The sequence below is a fragment of the Pseudomonas sp. 8(2025) genome (assembly GCF_052665325.1).
In genome coordinates this window covers 321,659-338,227 of the sequence record NZ_JBQOIE010000002.1, presented here as the reverse complement: position 1 = coordinate 338,227, position 16,569 = coordinate 321,659, and the positions used below count along the sequence as shown (strand labels likewise).

Annotated in this window: 10 protein-coding genes and 1 pseudogene; 8 read left to right on the top strand and 3 right to left on the bottom strand. The window is 63.3% G+C overall.

Annotated features, from left to right (window positions below; translation table 11 throughout):
- Positions 1–71: 71 nt before the first annotated feature.
- From ACUXVH_RS05390 to hemE, 7 genes and pseudogenes are all read left to right on the top strand, one after another.
- Positions 72–1,739 (top strand): annotated as a pseudogene (locus ACUXVH_RS05390) (type IV pilus secretin PilQ); the annotation flags it as partial.
- A 4-nt stretch (positions 1,740–1,743) separates the two neighbouring features.
- Positions 1,744–2,262: a shikimate kinase AroK gene (gene aroK, locus ACUXVH_RS05385; RefSeq protein WP_011058824.1), complete on the top strand. Its 519-nt coding sequence runs from the start codon at positions 1,744–1,746 to the stop codon at positions 2,260–2,262.
- 145 nt (positions 2,263–2,407) lie between these two features.
- Positions 2,408–3,508, top strand: a complete 1,101-nt coding sequence (aroB, locus tag ACUXVH_RS05380) for a 3-dehydroquinate synthase (RefSeq protein ID WP_011058825.1) — start codon at positions 2,408–2,410, stop codon at positions 3,506–3,508.
- 10 nt (positions 3,509–3,518) lie between these two features.
- Positions 3,519–5,099 carry an SPOR domain-containing protein gene (locus ACUXVH_RS05375; protein WP_053156027.1) on the top strand — a complete coding sequence of 527 codons (1,581 nt, stop codon included), beginning with the start codon at positions 3,519–3,521 and terminating at the stop codon, positions 5,097–5,099.
- A 348-nt stretch (positions 5,100–5,447) separates the two neighbouring features.
- Entirely contained in the window at positions 5,448–9,896 is a 4,449-nt protein-coding gene (gene gltB / locus ACUXVH_RS05370; RefSeq protein WP_011058827.1) for a glutamate synthase large subunit, read from the top strand.
- A gap of 33 nt (positions 9,897–9,929) precedes the next feature.
- Positions 9,930–11,348 (top strand): FAD-dependent oxidoreductase, encoded by a 1,419-nt coding sequence (locus ACUXVH_RS05365; RefSeq protein ID WP_011058828.1) that lies wholly within the window; start codon positions 9,930–9,932, stop codon positions 11,346–11,348.
- A gap of 251 nt (positions 11,349–11,599) precedes the next feature.
- The gene (hemE, locus tag ACUXVH_RS05360; RefSeq protein WP_065364843.1) at positions 11,600–12,667 is read left to right on the top strand and encodes a uroporphyrinogen decarboxylase; all 1,068 of its coding nucleotides are present in this window, start codon (positions 11,600–11,602) and stop codon (positions 12,665–12,667) included.
- A 466-nt stretch (positions 12,668–13,133) separates the two neighbouring features.
- Here hemE and ACUXVH_RS05355 read toward each other — a convergent pair whose 3' ends face one another.
- A complete protein-coding gene (locus ACUXVH_RS05355) occupies positions 13,134–14,393 on the bottom strand; it encodes an MFS transporter (RefSeq protein WP_065364844.1) in 1,260 nt (419 codons plus the stop codon).
- Positions 14,394–14,513: 120 nt separating this feature from the next.
- Between ACUXVH_RS05355 and ACUXVH_RS05350 the strand changes: the two genes are divergently transcribed.
- Positions 14,514–15,413 carry a LysR family transcriptional regulator gene (locus ACUXVH_RS05350; protein ID WP_011058831.1) on the top strand — a complete coding sequence of 300 codons (900 nt, stop codon included), beginning with the start codon at positions 14,514–14,516 and terminating at the stop codon, positions 15,411–15,413.
- Here the strand turns inward: ACUXVH_RS05350 and ACUXVH_RS05345 are convergent.
- A complete protein-coding gene (locus ACUXVH_RS05345; RefSeq protein WP_015633873.1) occupies positions 15,381–15,872 on the bottom strand; it encodes a hypothetical protein in 492 nt (163 codons plus the stop codon). The two genes, ACUXVH_RS05350 and ACUXVH_RS05345, sit on opposite strands and share 33 nt — an antisense overlap.
- A 192-nt stretch (positions 15,873–16,064) precedes the next feature.
- On the bottom strand, positions 16,065–16,511 hold the full coding sequence (locus ACUXVH_RS05340) for a hypothetical protein (protein ID WP_015633874.1): 447 nt from the start codon (positions 16,509–16,511) through the stop codon (positions 16,065–16,067).
- Between the last annotated feature and the right edge of the window lie 58 nt (positions 16,512–16,569).

Sequence of the window (16,569 nt, the reverse complement as noted above, 5' to 3'; positions counted from 1 at the left end):
TTTCAGCCCTCGGTGTAGCGCTATGGATAGCGCTGCTGGCACCGCTGGTCGGCGCCGCCGAGCCCAAGCCCGCTGCTCCGGGGGCGGCAGCTCGGGCGCCTGCAAAGCCGCAGGCAGTGGCCGGGTCGATACGCGGCGTGGATTTTCAGCGCGGCGAGGAGGGCGAAGGCAATGTGCTGATCGACCTGTCCGACCCGCGCATCGCTGTCGATGTCCAGCGGCGCGAGGGCCGGATCGTCCTCGATTTTGCCCGTACCCAATTGCCCGAGGCGCTGCGGGTTCGCCTGGACGTCAAGGATTTCGCCACCTCGGTGCAGTACATCACTGCGGATACGGCTGCCGGGCGTACCACCGTCACCCTGGAGCCCAAGGGCGCCTTCGACTATTCCACCTTCCAGACCGACAACCGCCTGACGGTTAGTGTCCGCCCCCTGGCCGAGACCAGCAGCAGGGCGGCTGCGGCCCGACCTGCCTACAAGGGGGAAAAGCTCTCGCTGAACTTTCAGGACATCGAGGTGCGCTCGGTGCTGCAACTGATCGCCGATTTCACGGGCCTCAACCTGGTGGCCAGCGACACGGTGCAGGGCGGCATCACCCTGCGCTTGCAGAACGTGCCCTGGGATCAGGCCCTGGATCTGGTGCTACGGACCAAGGGCCTTGATTCACGCAAGATCGGCAATGTGCTGCTGGTGGCTCCGGCGGATGAGATTGCCGCCCGGGAGCGTCAGGAGCTGGAGTCACAGAAGCAGTTGGAGGACCTGGCGCCGTTGCGTCGGGAGCTGTTGCAGGTCAACTACGCCAAGGCGGCGGACATCGCCAAGCTGTTCCAGTCGGTGACCCGTGCCGAGGAAAAAGCCGATGAGCGTGGCTCGATCACCGTGGATGAGCGCACCAACAGCATCATTGCCTACCAGAGCCAGGAGCGCCTCGACGAACTTCGGCGCATCGTCGCCCAACTGGATGTTCCGGTGCGCCAGGTGATGATCGAAGCACGCATCGTCGAGGCCAACGTTGACTACGACAAGAGCCTGGGCGTGCGCTGGGGCGGCTCGGTGCAGAACCAGGGCAACTGGAGCGCCAGCGGGGTGCAGAACGCTGCCAGCAGTTCCAGCAGCATCGGCGCTCCGGGCAGCGGCGGCAGCAACTCGCCCTTTGTCGATCTGGGGGCTAGCGCCCATACCTCGGGCATCGGTATCGCCTACATCACCGACAACGTGCTGCTGGACCTGGAGTTGACCGCCATGGAGAAGACCGGCAACGGCGAGATCGTTTCCCAGCCCAAGGTGGTCACCTCCGACAAGGAAACCGCAAAGATCCTCAAGGGCACCGAGATCCCCTACCAGGAAGCCAGCTCCAGCGGCGCTACCTCGGTGTCCTTCAAGGAGGCGTCGCTGTCGCTTGAAGTGACGCCGCAGATCACCCCGGACAACCGCATCATCATGGAGGTCAAGGTCACCAAGGATGAGCCGGACTACCTGAACAAGGTCCAGGATGTACCGCCGATCAAGAAGAACGAGGTCAATGCCAAGGTCCTGGTCAACGACGGGGCAACCATCGTCATCGGCGGGGTTTTCTCGAATACCCAGAGCAAGGTTGTAGATAAAGTGCCATTTCTTGGCGATGTGCCGTATCTTGGCCGCCTTTTCCGGCGTGACGTGGTGTCGGAGAAAAAATCCGAGCTGCTGGTATTTCTCACTCCGCGTATCATGAACAACCAGGCGATTGCTGTGAGTCGTTGATTCTGTGCGAAATTTGATTCTTGTTGGGCCGATGGGGGCTGGAAAAAGCACCATCGGTCGCTTACTGGCCAAAGAGCTGCGCCTGCCATTCAAAGATTCCGATAAGGAAATTGAACTGCGTACAGGCGCGAATATCCCGTGGATCTTCGATAAGGAAGGCGAACCGGGCTTTCGTGATCGCGAACAGGCGATGATCGCCGAGCTCTGTGGCACTGACGGCGTGGTCCTGGCCACTGGCGGTGGTGCAGTGATGCGCGAGGCCAATCGTCGGGCGCTGCACGCTGGCGGACGAGTGGTCTATCTGCACGCCTCGGTCGAGCAACAGGTGGGGCGCACCGCCCGGGACCGCAATCGTCCCCTGCTGCGCACCGCCGATCCGGCCAAGACCCTGCGCGACCTGCTGGAAATCCGCGACCCGCTTTATCGGGAAATTGCCGATCTGGTGGTGGAAACCGATGAGCGGCCGCCACGAATGGTGGTACTGGACATACTGGAGCGCCTGCAGCAGCTGCCACCCCGTTAATGCGTCGAGCGAAATGCGCTATTCTCGGCGTCGCGCCAGACCGCCAAGGTGTGGCGCAGAGCTATCGGGCTGCGTCAGAAGACCAGACGAGGCCCATCGTCAATGCAGGGCACAATGCCTGCTTCCATCTTCACTGTGGGGACACATGCAGACACTTAAGGTCGATCTAGGCGAGCGCAGCTACCCGATTCACATTGGTGAAGGTCTGTTGGACCAGCCCGAGCTGCTGGTGCCGCATATCGCCGGGCGGCAAGTGGCGATCATTTCCAATGAGACCGTCGCGCCGCTTTACCTTGAGCGTCTGACCCGCAGCCTGGGGCAGTTCTCGGTGATCTCGGTGGTCCTGCCCGATGGCGAGGCCTACAAGAACTGGGAAACCCTGCAGTTGATCTTCGATGGCCTGCTCACTGCTCGCCACGATCGACGCACTACCATCATCGCCCTCGGTGGCGGCGTGATCGGTGATATGGCCGGCTTTGCCGCGGCCTGCTACCAGCGGGGCGTGGATTTCATCCAGATTCCAACCACCCTCCTGTCCCAGGTGGACTCCTCGGTCGGTGGCAAGACCGGTATCAACCACCCGCTGGGCAAGAACATGGTCGGCGCCTTCTACCAGCCCAACGTGGTGCTGATCGATACCACCAGCCTTAACACCCTGCCCAGCCGCGAGCTGTCGGCCGGTCTGGCGGAAGTGATCAAGTACGGCCTGATCTGCGACGAGCCCTTCCTCACCTGGCTGGAAGAGAACGTCGACCGCCTGCGGGCCCTGGACCAGCAGGCCCTGACTTACGCCATCGAGCGCTCCTGTGCGGCCAAGGCCGCGGTAGTGGGTGCCGACGAACGTGAATCGGGAGTGCGGGCCACCCTCAACCTGGGGCATACCTTCGGCCACGCCATCGAAACCCACATGGGGTACGGTGTGTGGCTGCACGGTGAGGCGGTGGCTGCTGGCACCGTAATGGCCCTGGAAATGTCCGCGCGCCTGGGCTGGATCACCAGCCAGGAGCGTGACCGCGGTATTCGCCTGTTCCAGCGCGCGGGCTTGCCGGTCATCCCGCCAGAGGAAATGAGCGAAGCGGATTTTCTCGAACACATGGCAATTGACAAGAAAGTGATCGACGGTCGTTTGCGTCTGGTGCTGTTGCGCCGCATGGGCGAAGCCGTAGTGACCGACGATTATCCGAAAGAGGTTTTACAGGCCACGCTGGGAGCGGACTACCGCGCCCTGGCTCAGCTTAAAGGTTAATAAGATCCCGATGACTAGTTTGCACGCCGACGAGGCTTTCCTCGGCCATTACCAGTTGAGCCACGATCCTTTCGCTCCCCGGGTCCCTGGCTTCAAGTTCTTTCCTGCCCAGCGCAAGCCCGTGCTGGGGCAACTGCATCACCTGGCCCGCTACAGCCAGTTGCTGCTGGTGGTCACCGGGCCTCAGGGCAGCGGCAAGACCCTGCTGCGCCAGGCGCTGGTAGCCAGTACCAACAAGCAATCGGTGCAGAGCGTGGTGGTGTCGGCCCGCGGCGCCGGCGACGCTGCCGGCGTGCTGCGCCAGGTGGCCCAGGCGCTGAACGTGGCGGAGGCTGAAATCGGCGCGATCCTCGCCCAGATAGTGCAGCTGGCCCTGACCGGTCAGGAAGTCTATCTGCTGGTGGATGATGCCGAGCAGCTCGACGAGTCCGCCCTCGAGGCCCTGCTGGCCCTGGCGGCCGGCGCTCCGGAAGGTCGTCCCCATGTGTTCCTGTTCGGCGAGTCGTCGCTGATCGCCGCACTGGACCAGCTCAATACCGAGGAAGAGCGCTTCCACGTCATCGAGTTGCAGCCTTATACCGAAGAGGAAACCCGCGAATATCTGGCCCAGCGGCTTGAAGGTGCGGGGCAGGGCATCGAACTTTTCTCTGCAGATCAGATCAGTGATATTCACGAAAGCTCCGATGGCTGGCCGGGCAACATCAACCAGGTCGCCAGGGATGCAATGATCGAAGCAATGATCGCCAGCCGCTCTGCGGTCAAGCGTCCAAGTATGGGGTTCAACATGCCGAAGAAACACGTATTGGCCATCTCCGCTGTCGTGGTGGTGGCCGTGGCCGCGGCCTGGTTGATGCCGGGCCGCAGCAAGGCTCCAACCACCGGCGCTCCGGCCAATGAGCAAGCGCAGCTGCCTTTGGGGCAAACACCGACACCCAATGCCAATGGCAGCCCGTCAGTAGAGTTCGCCGGTTCGTCACAGCCAATGCCGCTGCCGTTGGTCGGCCAGTCGCAGCCCGTGATGCGCGGCCCTCTGGCCGAAGCCGCAGGGGGTATCAGTGAGGGTGACGACGGGGTACCGGTTGAAGGCTCCAGCGCCGTTCCACCGACCGTGACCACCACCGCGCCGCCTGCTGGGGCTACGGCTGGCCCGACGCCGACTCCGGCAGCGCGTCCAACCCCGGCACCGACCCAGGTGGCCACGGCCAAGCCTGCACCTGCCGCCAAGCCGGCAGAGAAACCAGTGGCAGCCAAGCCTGCTCCGGCCAAGCCGGCCGAGAAGCCGGTCACCGTGGCCAAGGCCGCCGGTGGCAGCTGGTACGCTGGCCAGGCGCCAGGCAACTACGTGGTGCAGATCCTCGGTACCAGCTCGGAAGCCACCGCGCAGAACTTCGTCAAGGAACAGGGCGGCGAATACCGCTACTTCAAGAAAGTCCTCAACGGCAAGCCGCTGTATGTGATCACCTACGGCAACTTCGCAAGCCGCGATGCAGCGGTCAGCGCCATCAAATCCTTGCCAGCGAAGGTTCAGGCTGGTAAACCTTGGCCTCGCACTGTCGCTAGCGTTCAACAAGAACTGGCAACAACTCGCTGAAGATTCGGCGGCCTTACCCAGGCCGCCTCTCCCGGCAACCTCAAATTTCCGCATCGGCATGCTGCCTTACAGGCCGCGTGCCTTGTGGTGTCTGCGTCACAGTAGTTTTTGAGTCGCGGCAGTCAAAAGCAAAACTTTTTGACTAGCACAGCATATCGCTTTAAAACGTTCATAAATGCGACATGAATTTACGACAGATCGTCGCTAAATTTGTGGGGCTTTGTGTCGGTGTGTACAATGACCTCCCTTTTGCCCCCGCAAAGCTGGCGTACGTTCGGCGCGGAATGCAAGTGGTTGAATTGAAAAGAAATTTGCCTCTAAAAGAGGCAGCCTGGTGAGAAAGTGTCTATGAAAGCAGGTCTGTACCAACCAGATGAATTTAAGGATAACTGTGGTTTCGGCCTGATAGCCCATATGCAGGGCGAACCCAGTCATACCCTGTTGAAAACGGCCATTGAGGCCCTGACCTGCATGACCCACCGCGGTGGGATCAACGCGGACGGCAAGACCGGCGACGGTTGCGGTCTGCTGATGCAAAAGCCCGACCTGTTCCTGCGCGCAGTCGCCACGGAGCACTTCGGCATCGAGCTGCCCAAGCAATATGCGGTGGGCATGGTGTTCTTCAACCAGGACCCGGTGAAAGCCGAAGCCGCTCGCGAAAACATGAACCGCGAGATCCTCGCCGCCGGCCTGCAACTGGTGGGCTGGCGCAAAGTACCGATCGATACCAGTGTGCTCGGGCGTCTGGCCCTGGAGCGCCTGCCACAGATCGAACAAGTATTCATCGGCGGCCAGGGCCTGAGCGACCAGGATTTCGCCATCAAGCTGTTCAGCTCCCGTCGTCGCTCCTCGGTGGCCAACGCCGCCGACACCGACCACTACATCTGCAGCTTTTCCCACAAGACCATCATCTATAAGGGCCTGATGATGCCGGCGGACCTCGCCGCCTTCTATCCGGACCTGGGTGACGAACGCCTGCAAACCGCGATCTGCGTGTTCCACCAGCGTTTCTCTACCAACACCCTGCCGAAATGGCCGCTGGCCCAGCCATTCCGCTTCCTCGCCCACAACGGCGAGATCAACACCATCACCGGCAACCGCAACTGGGCCGTGGCCCGGCGCACCAAGTTCGCCAACGACCTGATCCCGGACCTGGAAGAGCTCGGCCCGCTGGTCAACCGCGTGGGTTCCGACTCTTCGAGCATGGACAACATGCTGGAGCTGATGGTCACCGGCGGCATCGACCTGTTCCGCGGCGTGCGCATGATCATTCCGCCAGCGTGGCAGAACGTCGAGACCATGGACGCCGACCTGCGCGCGTTCTACGAATACAACTCGATGCACATGGAGCCGTGGGACGGCCCGGCCGGCGTGGTCATGACCGACGGCCGCTACGCCGTCTGCCTGCTGGACCGCAACGGCCTGCGCCCGGCGCGCTGGGTCACCACCCAGAACGGCTTCATCACCCTGGCTTCGGAAATCGGCGTGTGGAACTACCAGCCCGAGGACGTGATCGCCAAGGGCCGGGTCGGCCCGGGCCAGATCTTTGCCGTGGACACCGAGACCGGGCAGATCCTCGACACCGACGCCATCGACAACCGTCTGAAGTCCCGTCATCCGTACAAGCAATGGCTGCGCAAGAATGCCCTGCGCATCCAGGCCACCATGGAAGACAACGACCACGGTTCGGCCTTCTACGACGTCGACCAGCTCAAGCAGTACATGAAGATGTACCAGGTCACCTTCGAAGAGCGTGACCAGGTGCTGCGCCCGCTGGGCGAGCAGGGCTACGAAGCGGTGGGTTCGATGGGCGACGACACGCCGATGGCGGTGCTGTCCCAGCGCGTGCGTACCCCCTACGACTATTTCCGCCAGCAGTTCGCCCAGGTCACCAACCCGCCGATCGACCCGCTGCGCGAAGCCATCGTCATGTCCCTGGAGATCTGCCTCGGTGCCGAGCGCAACATCTTCCAGGAGTCGCCCGAGCACGCTTCGCGAGTGATCCTCAGCTCGCCAGTGATCTCCCCGGCCAAGTGGCGTTCGCTGATGAACCTCGACCGCCCGGGTTTCGAGCGCCAGGTCATCGACCTCAACTACGACGAGAGCGTCGGCCTGGAAGCCGCGATCCGCAATGTCGCCGACCAGGCTGAAGAAGCCGCTCGCGCCGGCCGCACCCAGATCGTCCTCAGCGACCGCCATATCGCTCCGGGCAAGTTGCCGATCCACGCCTCCCTGGCCACCGGCGCGGTGCACCACCGCCTGACTGAAAAGGGCCTGCGCTGCGACTCCAACATTCTCGTGGAAACCGCCACCGCCCGCGATCCGCACCACTTCGCGGTGCTGATCGGGTTCGGCGCCTCGGCGGTCTATCCGTTCCTGGCCTACGAAGTGCTGGGCGACCTGATCCGTACCGGTGAAGTGCTGGGCGACCTCTACGAGGTGTTCAAGAACTACCGCAAGGGCATCACCAAGGGCCTGCTGAAGATCCTGTCGAAGATGGGCATCTCCACCATCGCCTCTTACCGTGGCGCGCAGCTGTTCGAAGCCATCGGCCTGTCCGAGGAGGTCTGCAACCTGAGCTTCCGTGGCGTGCCGAGCCGGATCAAGGGCGCACGTTTCGTCGACATCGAAGCCGAGCAGAAAGCCCTGGCGACCGAAGCCTGGAGCCCGCGCAAGCCGATCCAGCAAGGCGGCCTGCTGAAGTTCGTCCACGGTGGTGAGTACCACGCCTACAACCCGGACGTGGTCAACACCCTGCAAGCCGCCGTGCAGCAGGGCGACTACGCCAAGTTCAAGGAATACACCGCGTTGGTGGACAACCGCCCGGTGTCGATGATCCGCGACCTGTTCCAGGTGAAGACCCTGGACACGCCGATGGACATCAGCGAAGTCGAGCCCCTGGAGTCGATCCTCAAGCGCTTCGACTCTGCCGGTATCTCCCTGGGCGCCCTGTCGCCGGAGGCTCACGAAGCCCTGGCCGAAGCCATGAACCGCCTCGGCGCGCGTTCCAACTCCGGTGAGGGCGGCGAAGACCCGGCGCGCTACGGCACCATCAAGAGCTCGAAGATCAAGCAAGTGGCCACTGGCCGTTTCGGCGTGACCCCGGAGTACCTGGTCAACGCCGAAGTGCTGCAGATCAAGGTGGCCCAGGGCGCCAAGCCCGGCGAGGGCGGCCAGCTGCCTGGTGGCAAGGTCAACGGCCTGATCGCCAAGCTGCGCTACGCAGTCCCCGGCGTGACCCTGATTTCGCCTCCGCCGCACCACGACATCTATTCGATCGAAGACTTGTCGCAGCTGATCTTCGACCTCAAGCAGGTCAACCCTCAGGCGCTGGTGTCGGTGAAGCTGGTGGCCGAAGCCGGCGTTGGCACCATCGCTGCCGGTGTGGCCAAAGCCTATGCCGACCTGATCACCATCTCCGGCTACGACGGCGGCACCGGCGCTTCGCCGCTGACCTCCATCAAGTACGCCGGTGCGCCGTGGGAACTGGGCCTGGCGGAAACCCACCAGACCCTGCGCGGCAACGACCTGCGCGGCAAGGTCCGGGTGCAGACCGACGGCGGCCTGAAAACCGGCCTCGACGTGATCAAGGCAGCCATCCTCGGCGCCGAGAGCTTCGGCTTCGGCACCGCGCCGATGATCGCCCTGGGCTGCAAGTACCTGCGCATCTGCCACCTGAACAACTGCGCCACCGGTGTGGCGACCCAGAACGAGAAACTGCGCAAGGATCACTACATCGGCACCGTCGACATGGTGGTGAACTTCTTCACCTACGTCGCCGAGGAAACCCGTGAGTGGCTGGCCAAGCTTGGCGTGCGTTCCCTGGAGCAACTGATCGGCCGGACCGACCTGCTGGAGGTGCTGGAAGGCCAGACCGCCAAGCAGCATCACTTGGACCTGACCCCGTTGCTGGGCAGTGACCACATTCCGGCGGACAAGCCGCAGTTCTGCCAGGTGGACCGCAACCCGCCGTTCGACAAGGGCCTGCTGGCCGAGAAAATGGTCGAGATGGCCCGCTCTGCGATCAATGACAAGAGCGGCGCCGATTTCGCCCTGGATATCTGCAACTGCGACCGCTCCATCGGCGCACGGATCTCCGGCGAGATCGCCAGGCTCCACGGCAACCAGGGCATGGCCCAGGCGCCTATCACGTTCCGCTTCAAGGGCACTGCGGGGCAGAGCTTCGGCGTGTGGAACGCCGGCGGCCTGAACCTCTACCTGGAAGGCGACGCCAACGACTACGTGGGCAAGGGCATGACCGGCGGCAAGCTGGTGATCGTTCCGCCCAAGGGCAGCGTCTACAAGACCCAGGACAGCGCCATTATCGGCAACACCTGCCTGTACGGCGCCACCGGCGGCAAGCTGTTCGCCGCTGGCACCGCGGGTGAGCGTTTCGCCGTGCGCAACTCCGGTGCCCACACCGTGGTGGAAGGCACTGGCGATCACTGCTGCGAGTACATGACCGGTGGTTTCGTCTGCGTCCTGGGCAAGACCGGTTACAACTTCGGCTCAGGCATGACCGGCGGTTTCGCCTATGTGCTGGACCAGGACAACACCTTCGTTGACCGGGTCAACCACGAACTGGTGGAAATCCAACGGATCAGCGGCGAAGCGATGGAAGCCTATCGCAGCCACCTGCAGCGCGTGCTGAACGAGTACGTCGAGGAAACCGACAGCGAATGGGGCCGTAACCTCGCCGAGAACCTCGACGACTACCTGCGCCGTTTCTGGCTGGTCAAGCCCAAGGCTGCCAGCTTGAAGTCGTTGCTTTCCAGCACCCGTGCCAACCCGCAGTGATATGCGCCTGAAGAGTGTGATGAGGTTTTGATAATGGCTGAACGTCTGAATAACGACTTCCAGTTCATCGATGTCGGGCGCAAGGATCCGAAGAAGAAACTGTTGCGTCAACGCAAGAAAGAGTTCGTGGAAATCTACGAACCCTTCAAACCCCAGCAGTCGGCCGACCAGGCCCACCGTTGCCTGGGTTGTGGCAACCCGTACTGCGAATGGAAGTGCCCGGTGCACAACTTCATTCCCAACTGGCTCAAGCTGGTGGCCGAGGGCAACATCCTCGCCGCCGCCGAGCTGTCGCACCAGACCAACACCCTGCCGGAAGTCTGTGGCCGGGTGTGCCCGCAGGATCGCCTGTGCGAGGGTGCCTGCACCCTCAACGACGGGTTTGGCGCGGTGACCATCGGTTCGGTGGAGAAGTACATCACCGACACCGCTTTCGCCATGGGCTGGCGCCCTGACATGTCCAAGGTCAAGCCCACCGGCAAACGCGTGGCGATCATTGGCGCGGGCCCGGCAGGCCTGGGCTGTGCCGACGTGCTGGTGCGTGGCGGCGTGACCCCAGTGGTGTTCGACAAGAACCCGGAAATCGGCGGTCTGCTGACCTTCGGTATTCCCGAGTTCAAGCTGGAAAAGACTGTGCTGAGCAATCGTCGCGAAGTCTTCAGCGGCATGGGCATCGAGTTCCGCCTCAACACCGAGGTGGGCAAGGACGTGACCATGGAGCAGCTGCTCGCCGAATACGATGCGGTGTTCATGGGTATGGGCACCTACACCTACATGAAGGGCGGCTTTGCCGGTGAGGACCTGCCGGGCGTCTATGACGCGCTGGACTTCCTGATCGCCAACGTCAACCGCAACCTGGGCTTTGAAAAGTCGCCGGAAGACTTCGTCGACATGAAAGGCAAGAAGGTGGTGGTGCTGGGCGGTGGCGACACCGCGATGGACTGCAACCGCACCTCGATCCGCCAGGGCGCCAAGTCGGTGACCTGCGCCTATCGTCGTGACGAAGCCAACATGCCCGGCTCGCGCAAAGAGGTGAAGAACGCCAAGGAAGAAGGCGTGAAGTTCCTCTACAACCGCCAGCCGATCGCCATTGTCGGTGAAGACCGCGTCGAAGGCGTGAAGGTGGTCGAGACCCGTCTCGGCGAGCCGGACGCCCGTGGCCGCCGCAGCCCCGAGCCGATCCCGGGTTCTGAAGAGATCATCCCGGCCGACGCCGTGGTCATCGCCTTCGGTTTCCGTCCAAGCCCGGCGCCATGGTTCGAGCAGTTCAGCATCCAGACCGACAGCCAGGGCCGTGTCGTGGCCCCGGAACAGGGCCAGTTCAAGCACCAGACCAGCAATCCGAAGATCTTTGCCGGTGGTGACATGGTGCGCGGTTCTGATCTTGTGGTGACGGCGATCTTCGAAGGGCGTAACGCCGCCGAAGGCATCCTCGACTACCTGGGCGTTTAAGCTGCTGCGCTCGGCAATGCTGCGCGCTGCACGCCTGCGGCGCTACGCAGAAACAGACTCGGAATGCTCATTGACAGCAGTCAACTCCGCTTCCTCGTCTGTTTTCGCCTTGCCTTGCCTTCGCTCGCGACGCTTAAACAACTGCTTGTAGTCCGCGACAAATTGACCTGATACATAAAAGGCACGGCTCTTGCCGTGCCTTTTGTGTCGCGCTCTGAGAAAATGCCCCCACTTTTTTTCCGGATGCCGACATGACTGCCCTGAAGAACGACCGTTTCCTTCGTGCCCTGCTCAAGCAACCCGTAGACGTCACCCCGGTGTGGATGATGCGTCAGGCTGGGCGCTACTTGCCTGAATACCGCGCCAGCCGTGCCAACGCCGGTGACTTCATGAGCCTGTGCATGAACCCGGCGTTCGCTTGCGAAGTCACGTTGCAGCCTCTGGACCGCTATCCACAGCTGGATGCGGCGATCCTCTTCTCCGACATCCTGACCATCCCCGATGCCATGGGCCAAGGCCTGTACTTTGAAACCGGCGAAGGCCCGCGCTTCAAGAAAGTGGTCAGCACCCTGGCCGACATCGAAGCCCTGCCGATCCCCGATCCGCAAAAGGACCTGGGCTATGTGATGGATGCGGTCAGCACCATTCGTCGCGAACTCAACGGCCGTGTGCCGTTGATCGGTTTCTCCGGCAGCCCCTGGACCCTGGCCACCTACATGGTCGAAGGCGGCTCCTCCAAGGACTTCCGCAAGTCCAAGGCCATGCTCTACGACAACCCGCAAGCCATGCACCTGCTGCTGGACAAGCTGGCCCAGTCGGTCACCGCGTACCTGAACGGGCAGATCCGTGCCGGCGCGCAGGCGGTGCAGATCTTCGACAGCTGGGGCGGCAGCCTCTCGGCGGCGGCCTACCAGGAGTTCTCCCTGGCCTACATGCGCAAGATCGTCAGTGGCCTGATCCGCGAACACGACGGGCGCAAGGTTCCGGTGATCCTCTTCACCAAGGGCGGCGGCCTGTGGCTGGAAAGCATTGCCGATGCCGGCGCGGACAGCCTGGGCCTGGACTGGACCTGTGACATCGGCGAAGCCCGCCGCCGGGTCGGCAGCAAGGTATCGCTGCAAGGCAACATGGACCCTACCGTGCTCTACGCCAACCCACAGGCGATCCGCAGCGAAGTTGCGCGCATCCTCGCCAGCTACGGCAAGGGCAGCGGCCACGTGTTCAACCTGGGCCACGGCATCACTCCGGAAGTGAAACCGGAGCACGCCGGAGCCTTCCTGGAAGCGGTGCACGAGTTGTCGGCGCAATACCACGAATAAGCGCCTCCCTAAAAAACGCCCGGCACCTGCCGGGCGTTTTCATTGGCGGACACTTTTTGCAGGAGCCAGCTTGCTGGCGAAAGGGCCCTCAAGACCTGCGCCTGCCTGGCGCACGCCTTCGCTGGCAAGCCAGCTCCTACAGGGGGCGGCCAGCCAGATTCGCTCGGTATAGGAGCCAGCTTGCTGGCGAAAGGGCCCTCAAGGCCTGCGCCTGCCTGGCGCACGCCTTCGCTGGCAAGCCAGCTCCTACAGGGGGCGGCCAGCCAGATTCGCTCGGTGTAGGAGCCAGCTTGCTGGCGAAAGGGCCCTCAAGACTTGCGCCTGCCTGGCGCACGCCTTCGCTGGCAAGCCAGCTCCTACAGGGGGCGGCCAGCCAGATACGCTCGGTGTAGGAGCCAGCTTGCTGGCGAATGGGCCCTCAAGACCTGCGCCTGCCTGGCGGAACACTTCGCCGGCAAGCCTGTTCCTACAAAGGGGGGAGTTTGGCGAGTTTCATGGCGATCAACAGGGCTCCGATCAGCAAGGCGCCGATAAACAGGCCGATGCCGTTCCAACCCGCCAGGTGCCAGAACACCCCGCCGGCGGTGCCGGCAATGCTCGAGCCGGCGTAGTAGCTGAACAGGTACAGCGACGACGCCTGGCCCTTGGCCTTGGTGGCGCGACGGCCGATCCAGCTGCTGGCCACCGAGTGGGCACCGAAGAAGCCGAAGGTGAACAGCAGCATGCCGATCAGCACCAGGGACAGCGGGGTCAGCAGGGTCAGGGCGATCCCCGCCAGCATCAGCACGATGGTGCCCCAGAGCACCCGGCGCCGGCCCAGCTGGTCGGCCAGGGCGCCGATCTTTGCCGAGCTGTAGATGCCCGAGAGGTACACCACCGACAGCATCCCGACCCAGGCCTGGCTCAGTTGATAGGGCTCGGCCAGCAGGCGGTAGCCGATGTAGTTGAACAGGGTGACGAATGCCCCCATCAGCAGGAAACCTTCGAGGAACAGCCAGGGCAGGCCGGCATCGCGAAAGTGCATGGCAAAGCCGTCCAGCAGGCTGCGCGGGTGCAGCGAACGGGGGCGGAAATTGCGTGATTCGGGAAGGATGCGCCAGAACACCGCGGCAGCGATCAGTGCCAGGCCGCCGATCACCAGCATCGCCGTGTGCCAGCTGACGAAGTCGATCAGCACCCCGGTGATCAGTCGCCCGCTCATGCCGCCGATGGCGTTGCCACCGATGTACAGGCCCATGGCCAGGCCGATGTGCTGGGGGTGGATCTCCTCGCTCAGGTAAGTCATGGCCACCGCTGCCAGCCCGCTCAGGGACAGGCCCACCAGCGCGCGCATCAGCAGCACCCCGTGCCAGCTCGGCATCAGCGCACTGGCGATGGTGCACAGGGCGGCGGCCAGCAAGGCGGCAACCATCACCGGCTTGCGACCGATGCGGTCGGAAACCGGCCCGGTGATCAACAACCCGATGGCCAGCATGCCGGTGGCGACCGAGAGGATCAGGCTGCTCTGGGCGGCATTGATGGAAAAGTCCCGGGACAGCAGCGGCATCATCGGCTGTACGCAATACAGCAGGGCGAAGGTGGCAAAACCGCCGGAGAACAGCGCCAGCACGGTGCGCATGAACATCGGCGTGCCTTTTTCGATATAGACCTCGTTGAGCTGGGCGACCACCTCGTCCAGGGGCGTGGCAGGGGGTTCGTGGGCGGAGGGGGCAACAGCGGATTTCACGGGGGACCTCGGGGGGAACGCAGCCGGTCAGGCAATGGAAAAAGCATATAGCTGGCTAATGATTCTTTCCAATATATTGTTCGACCTGTTTGATAGGTTTTAAGACTTAATGAGGCCCTCATGGAACTGCGTCACCTGCGCTACTTCATCGCTGTCGCCGAAGAACTGCATTTTGGCCGTGCAGCCCAGGTGCTGGGCATCTCCCAACCGCCCCTGAGCCAGCAGATCCAGGCGCTGGAGCAGGAGGTGGGGGCGCGCCTGTTTGAACGCACCAATCGTCGGGTCGAGCTCAGCGAGGCCGGGCGCCTGTTCCTGGAAGAGGCGCGGCTGGTACTGGCCCAGGTGGACAAGGCGGCGGACGTGGCGCGGCGTGCGCAGCTGGGCGAGCTGGGGGAACTGAAGATCGGCTTCACCTCGTCGGCACCCTTCAATTCGACCATTCCCCAGGCGATCTTCGCCTTTCGCCAGCGCTTTCCCGCGGTACACCTCAAGCTCAAGGAGATGAGCAGCACCCAGGTGGCCGAGGCCCTGGTGGACCAGGCGATCCAGGTCGGCATCATGCGGCCCTTGCCCCTGCCGGATTCGCTGTCGGTGGTGGAGCTGCTGCGCGAGCCGCTGGTGGCGGTGCTCAGTTCCAAGCACCCGCTGGCCAGTGGCAGTGAAGAGGGGCTGCACCTGGCGGAGCTGGCCCATGAGCCCTTTGTGTTTTTCCCCCGCAGCTATGGCAGCGGCCTGTATGCGCAGTTGCTGAGCCTGTCCCGGGATGCCGGCTTTACCCCGCATTTCGCTCAGGAGGCGGCGGAAGCCATGACCATCATCGGCCTGGTGGCGGCGGGGTTGGGGGTGTCGGTGCTGCCGGCGTCCTACCAGCGCATGCGCATTGACGGCGTGGTCTATCGCCGCCTGCTGGACCCGGCGGCGATGTCGGCGGTGTGGCTGGTGCAGCGCAAGGATCAGGCTTCGCCCATGGCCAAGGCCTTTGTCGAGCTACTGACGCGCAAGACCGGGGCTACGCCCTGAGGGGCTGTTGGGCCGCACCGGGGCCTGCAGGTTCACTAGGTCGCCGCGCAGGGCCACTCCGGCCATCAGTACCCCGGCATGGCATTCGTAGGTGTTGAGGTCCTTGCGCACGTGGTGCTTGTAGTAGCTGACGATATTGGTCACTGCGTTGGCGCCGACCCGCTTGGCTGCGGCTTGCAGGGTGATCAGGGCCGACTGCAGGGCCCATTCGCAGGCGGCGATATCGCTCTTGTTGAAAGCGTTGGTCTTCTTGTTGGTGGTGACTTCGGTGAGCCGCACCTGGAGCACTGGCGGAAGTGGGTTGCCGGCCAGATGGAAGCTCACGCTGCCATCCAGGCGCCCGGCGCGCTCGGCGTCGGCCACGACTTTCTCGAAGGGCATGTACATCAGGTTGGTGGCCTGGCTGGCGGGGCTCAGGGTCGTTAGCAGGGCCAGGGCAATCAGTGCTTTCACTTGCATGGTCGGCTCCTTGACGGACGTGAAAGGGGCGCCACTGTCACGCCGGCCGATGCCCGATCGCGCCACTTGGCTCCCGCAGGCGGCGGTCACCCGGCCTGCTGTTGCGAGTGTAGACGGCGATTGGCGCGCTTCCGGAAAAAAACCGGAAACGCAAAGGGCGCCCCAGGCGCCCTTTGCGTTGTCAGTCGCAGGTCACTGGACCTTGGACAGATCCCCGCGCAGCGCTACGCCAGCCATGATGGCGCCGGCATGGCACTCATAGGTGGTGGCGTCCTTGCGCTCGTGGCTCTTGTAGAAGCTGGCAATGTCGGTCACGGCGTTGGCGCCGACTTTCTTCGCCGCTTCATGCAGGGTGATCAGTGCCGACTGCAAGGCCCACTCGCAGGCCACCTGGTCGGCCTTGCCGAAGGCATTGGTCTTCTTGTTGGTCACGGCGCCGGGGCTCAGCACGCTGACCTTGCCGGCCGGCTTGTTGCCCGCCAGGTAGAACTTCACGCTGCCGTCGATCTTGCCGGTGCTGATGGCCTCGGCCACGACCTTGTCGAAGGGCAGATACAGGGTGGTATCGCGGGCCTGGCTGACGCCGGGCAGGGTGCACAGCAGCAGGGTGGCGGTGGCCGCCAGTGTCTTCAAACGCATCGCATTCTCCATGACATCAAAGGGGGTGAAGCAGCCCTGTGACCAGGGTCACAGGGAA

Excerpts from the sequence above, each read along its gene's own strand:
- aroB (WP_011058825.1), top strand. The coding sequence starts at position 2,408 with ATGCAGACACTTAAGGTCGATCTAGGCGAGCGCAGCTACCCGATTCAC.
- ACUXVH_RS05375 (WP_053156027.1), top strand. The coding sequence starts at position 3,519 with ATGACTAGTTTGCACGCCGACGAGGCTTTCCTCGGCCATTACCAGTTG.
- gltB (WP_011058827.1), top strand. The coding sequence starts at position 5,448 with ATGAAAGCAGGTCTGTACCAACCAGATGAATTTAAGGATAACTGTGGT.
- ACUXVH_RS05365 (WP_011058828.1), top strand. The coding sequence starts at position 9,930 with ATGGCTGAACGTCTGAATAACGACTTCCAGTTCATCGATGTCGGGCGC.
- hemE (WP_065364843.1), top strand. The coding sequence starts at position 11,600 with ATGACTGCCCTGAAGAACGACCGTTTCCTTCGTGCCCTGCTCAAGCAA.
- ACUXVH_RS05350 (WP_011058831.1), top strand. The coding sequence starts at position 14,514 with ATGGAACTGCGTCACCTGCGCTACTTCATCGCTGTCGCCGAAGAACTG.
- ACUXVH_RS05345 (WP_015633873.1), bottom strand. The coding sequence starts at position 15,872 with ATGCAAGTGAAAGCACTGATTGCCCTGGCCCTGCTAACGACCCTGAGC.
- ACUXVH_RS05340 (WP_015633874.1), bottom strand. The coding sequence starts at position 16,511 with ATGCGTTTGAAGACACTGGCGGCCACCGCCACCCTGCTGCTGTGCACC.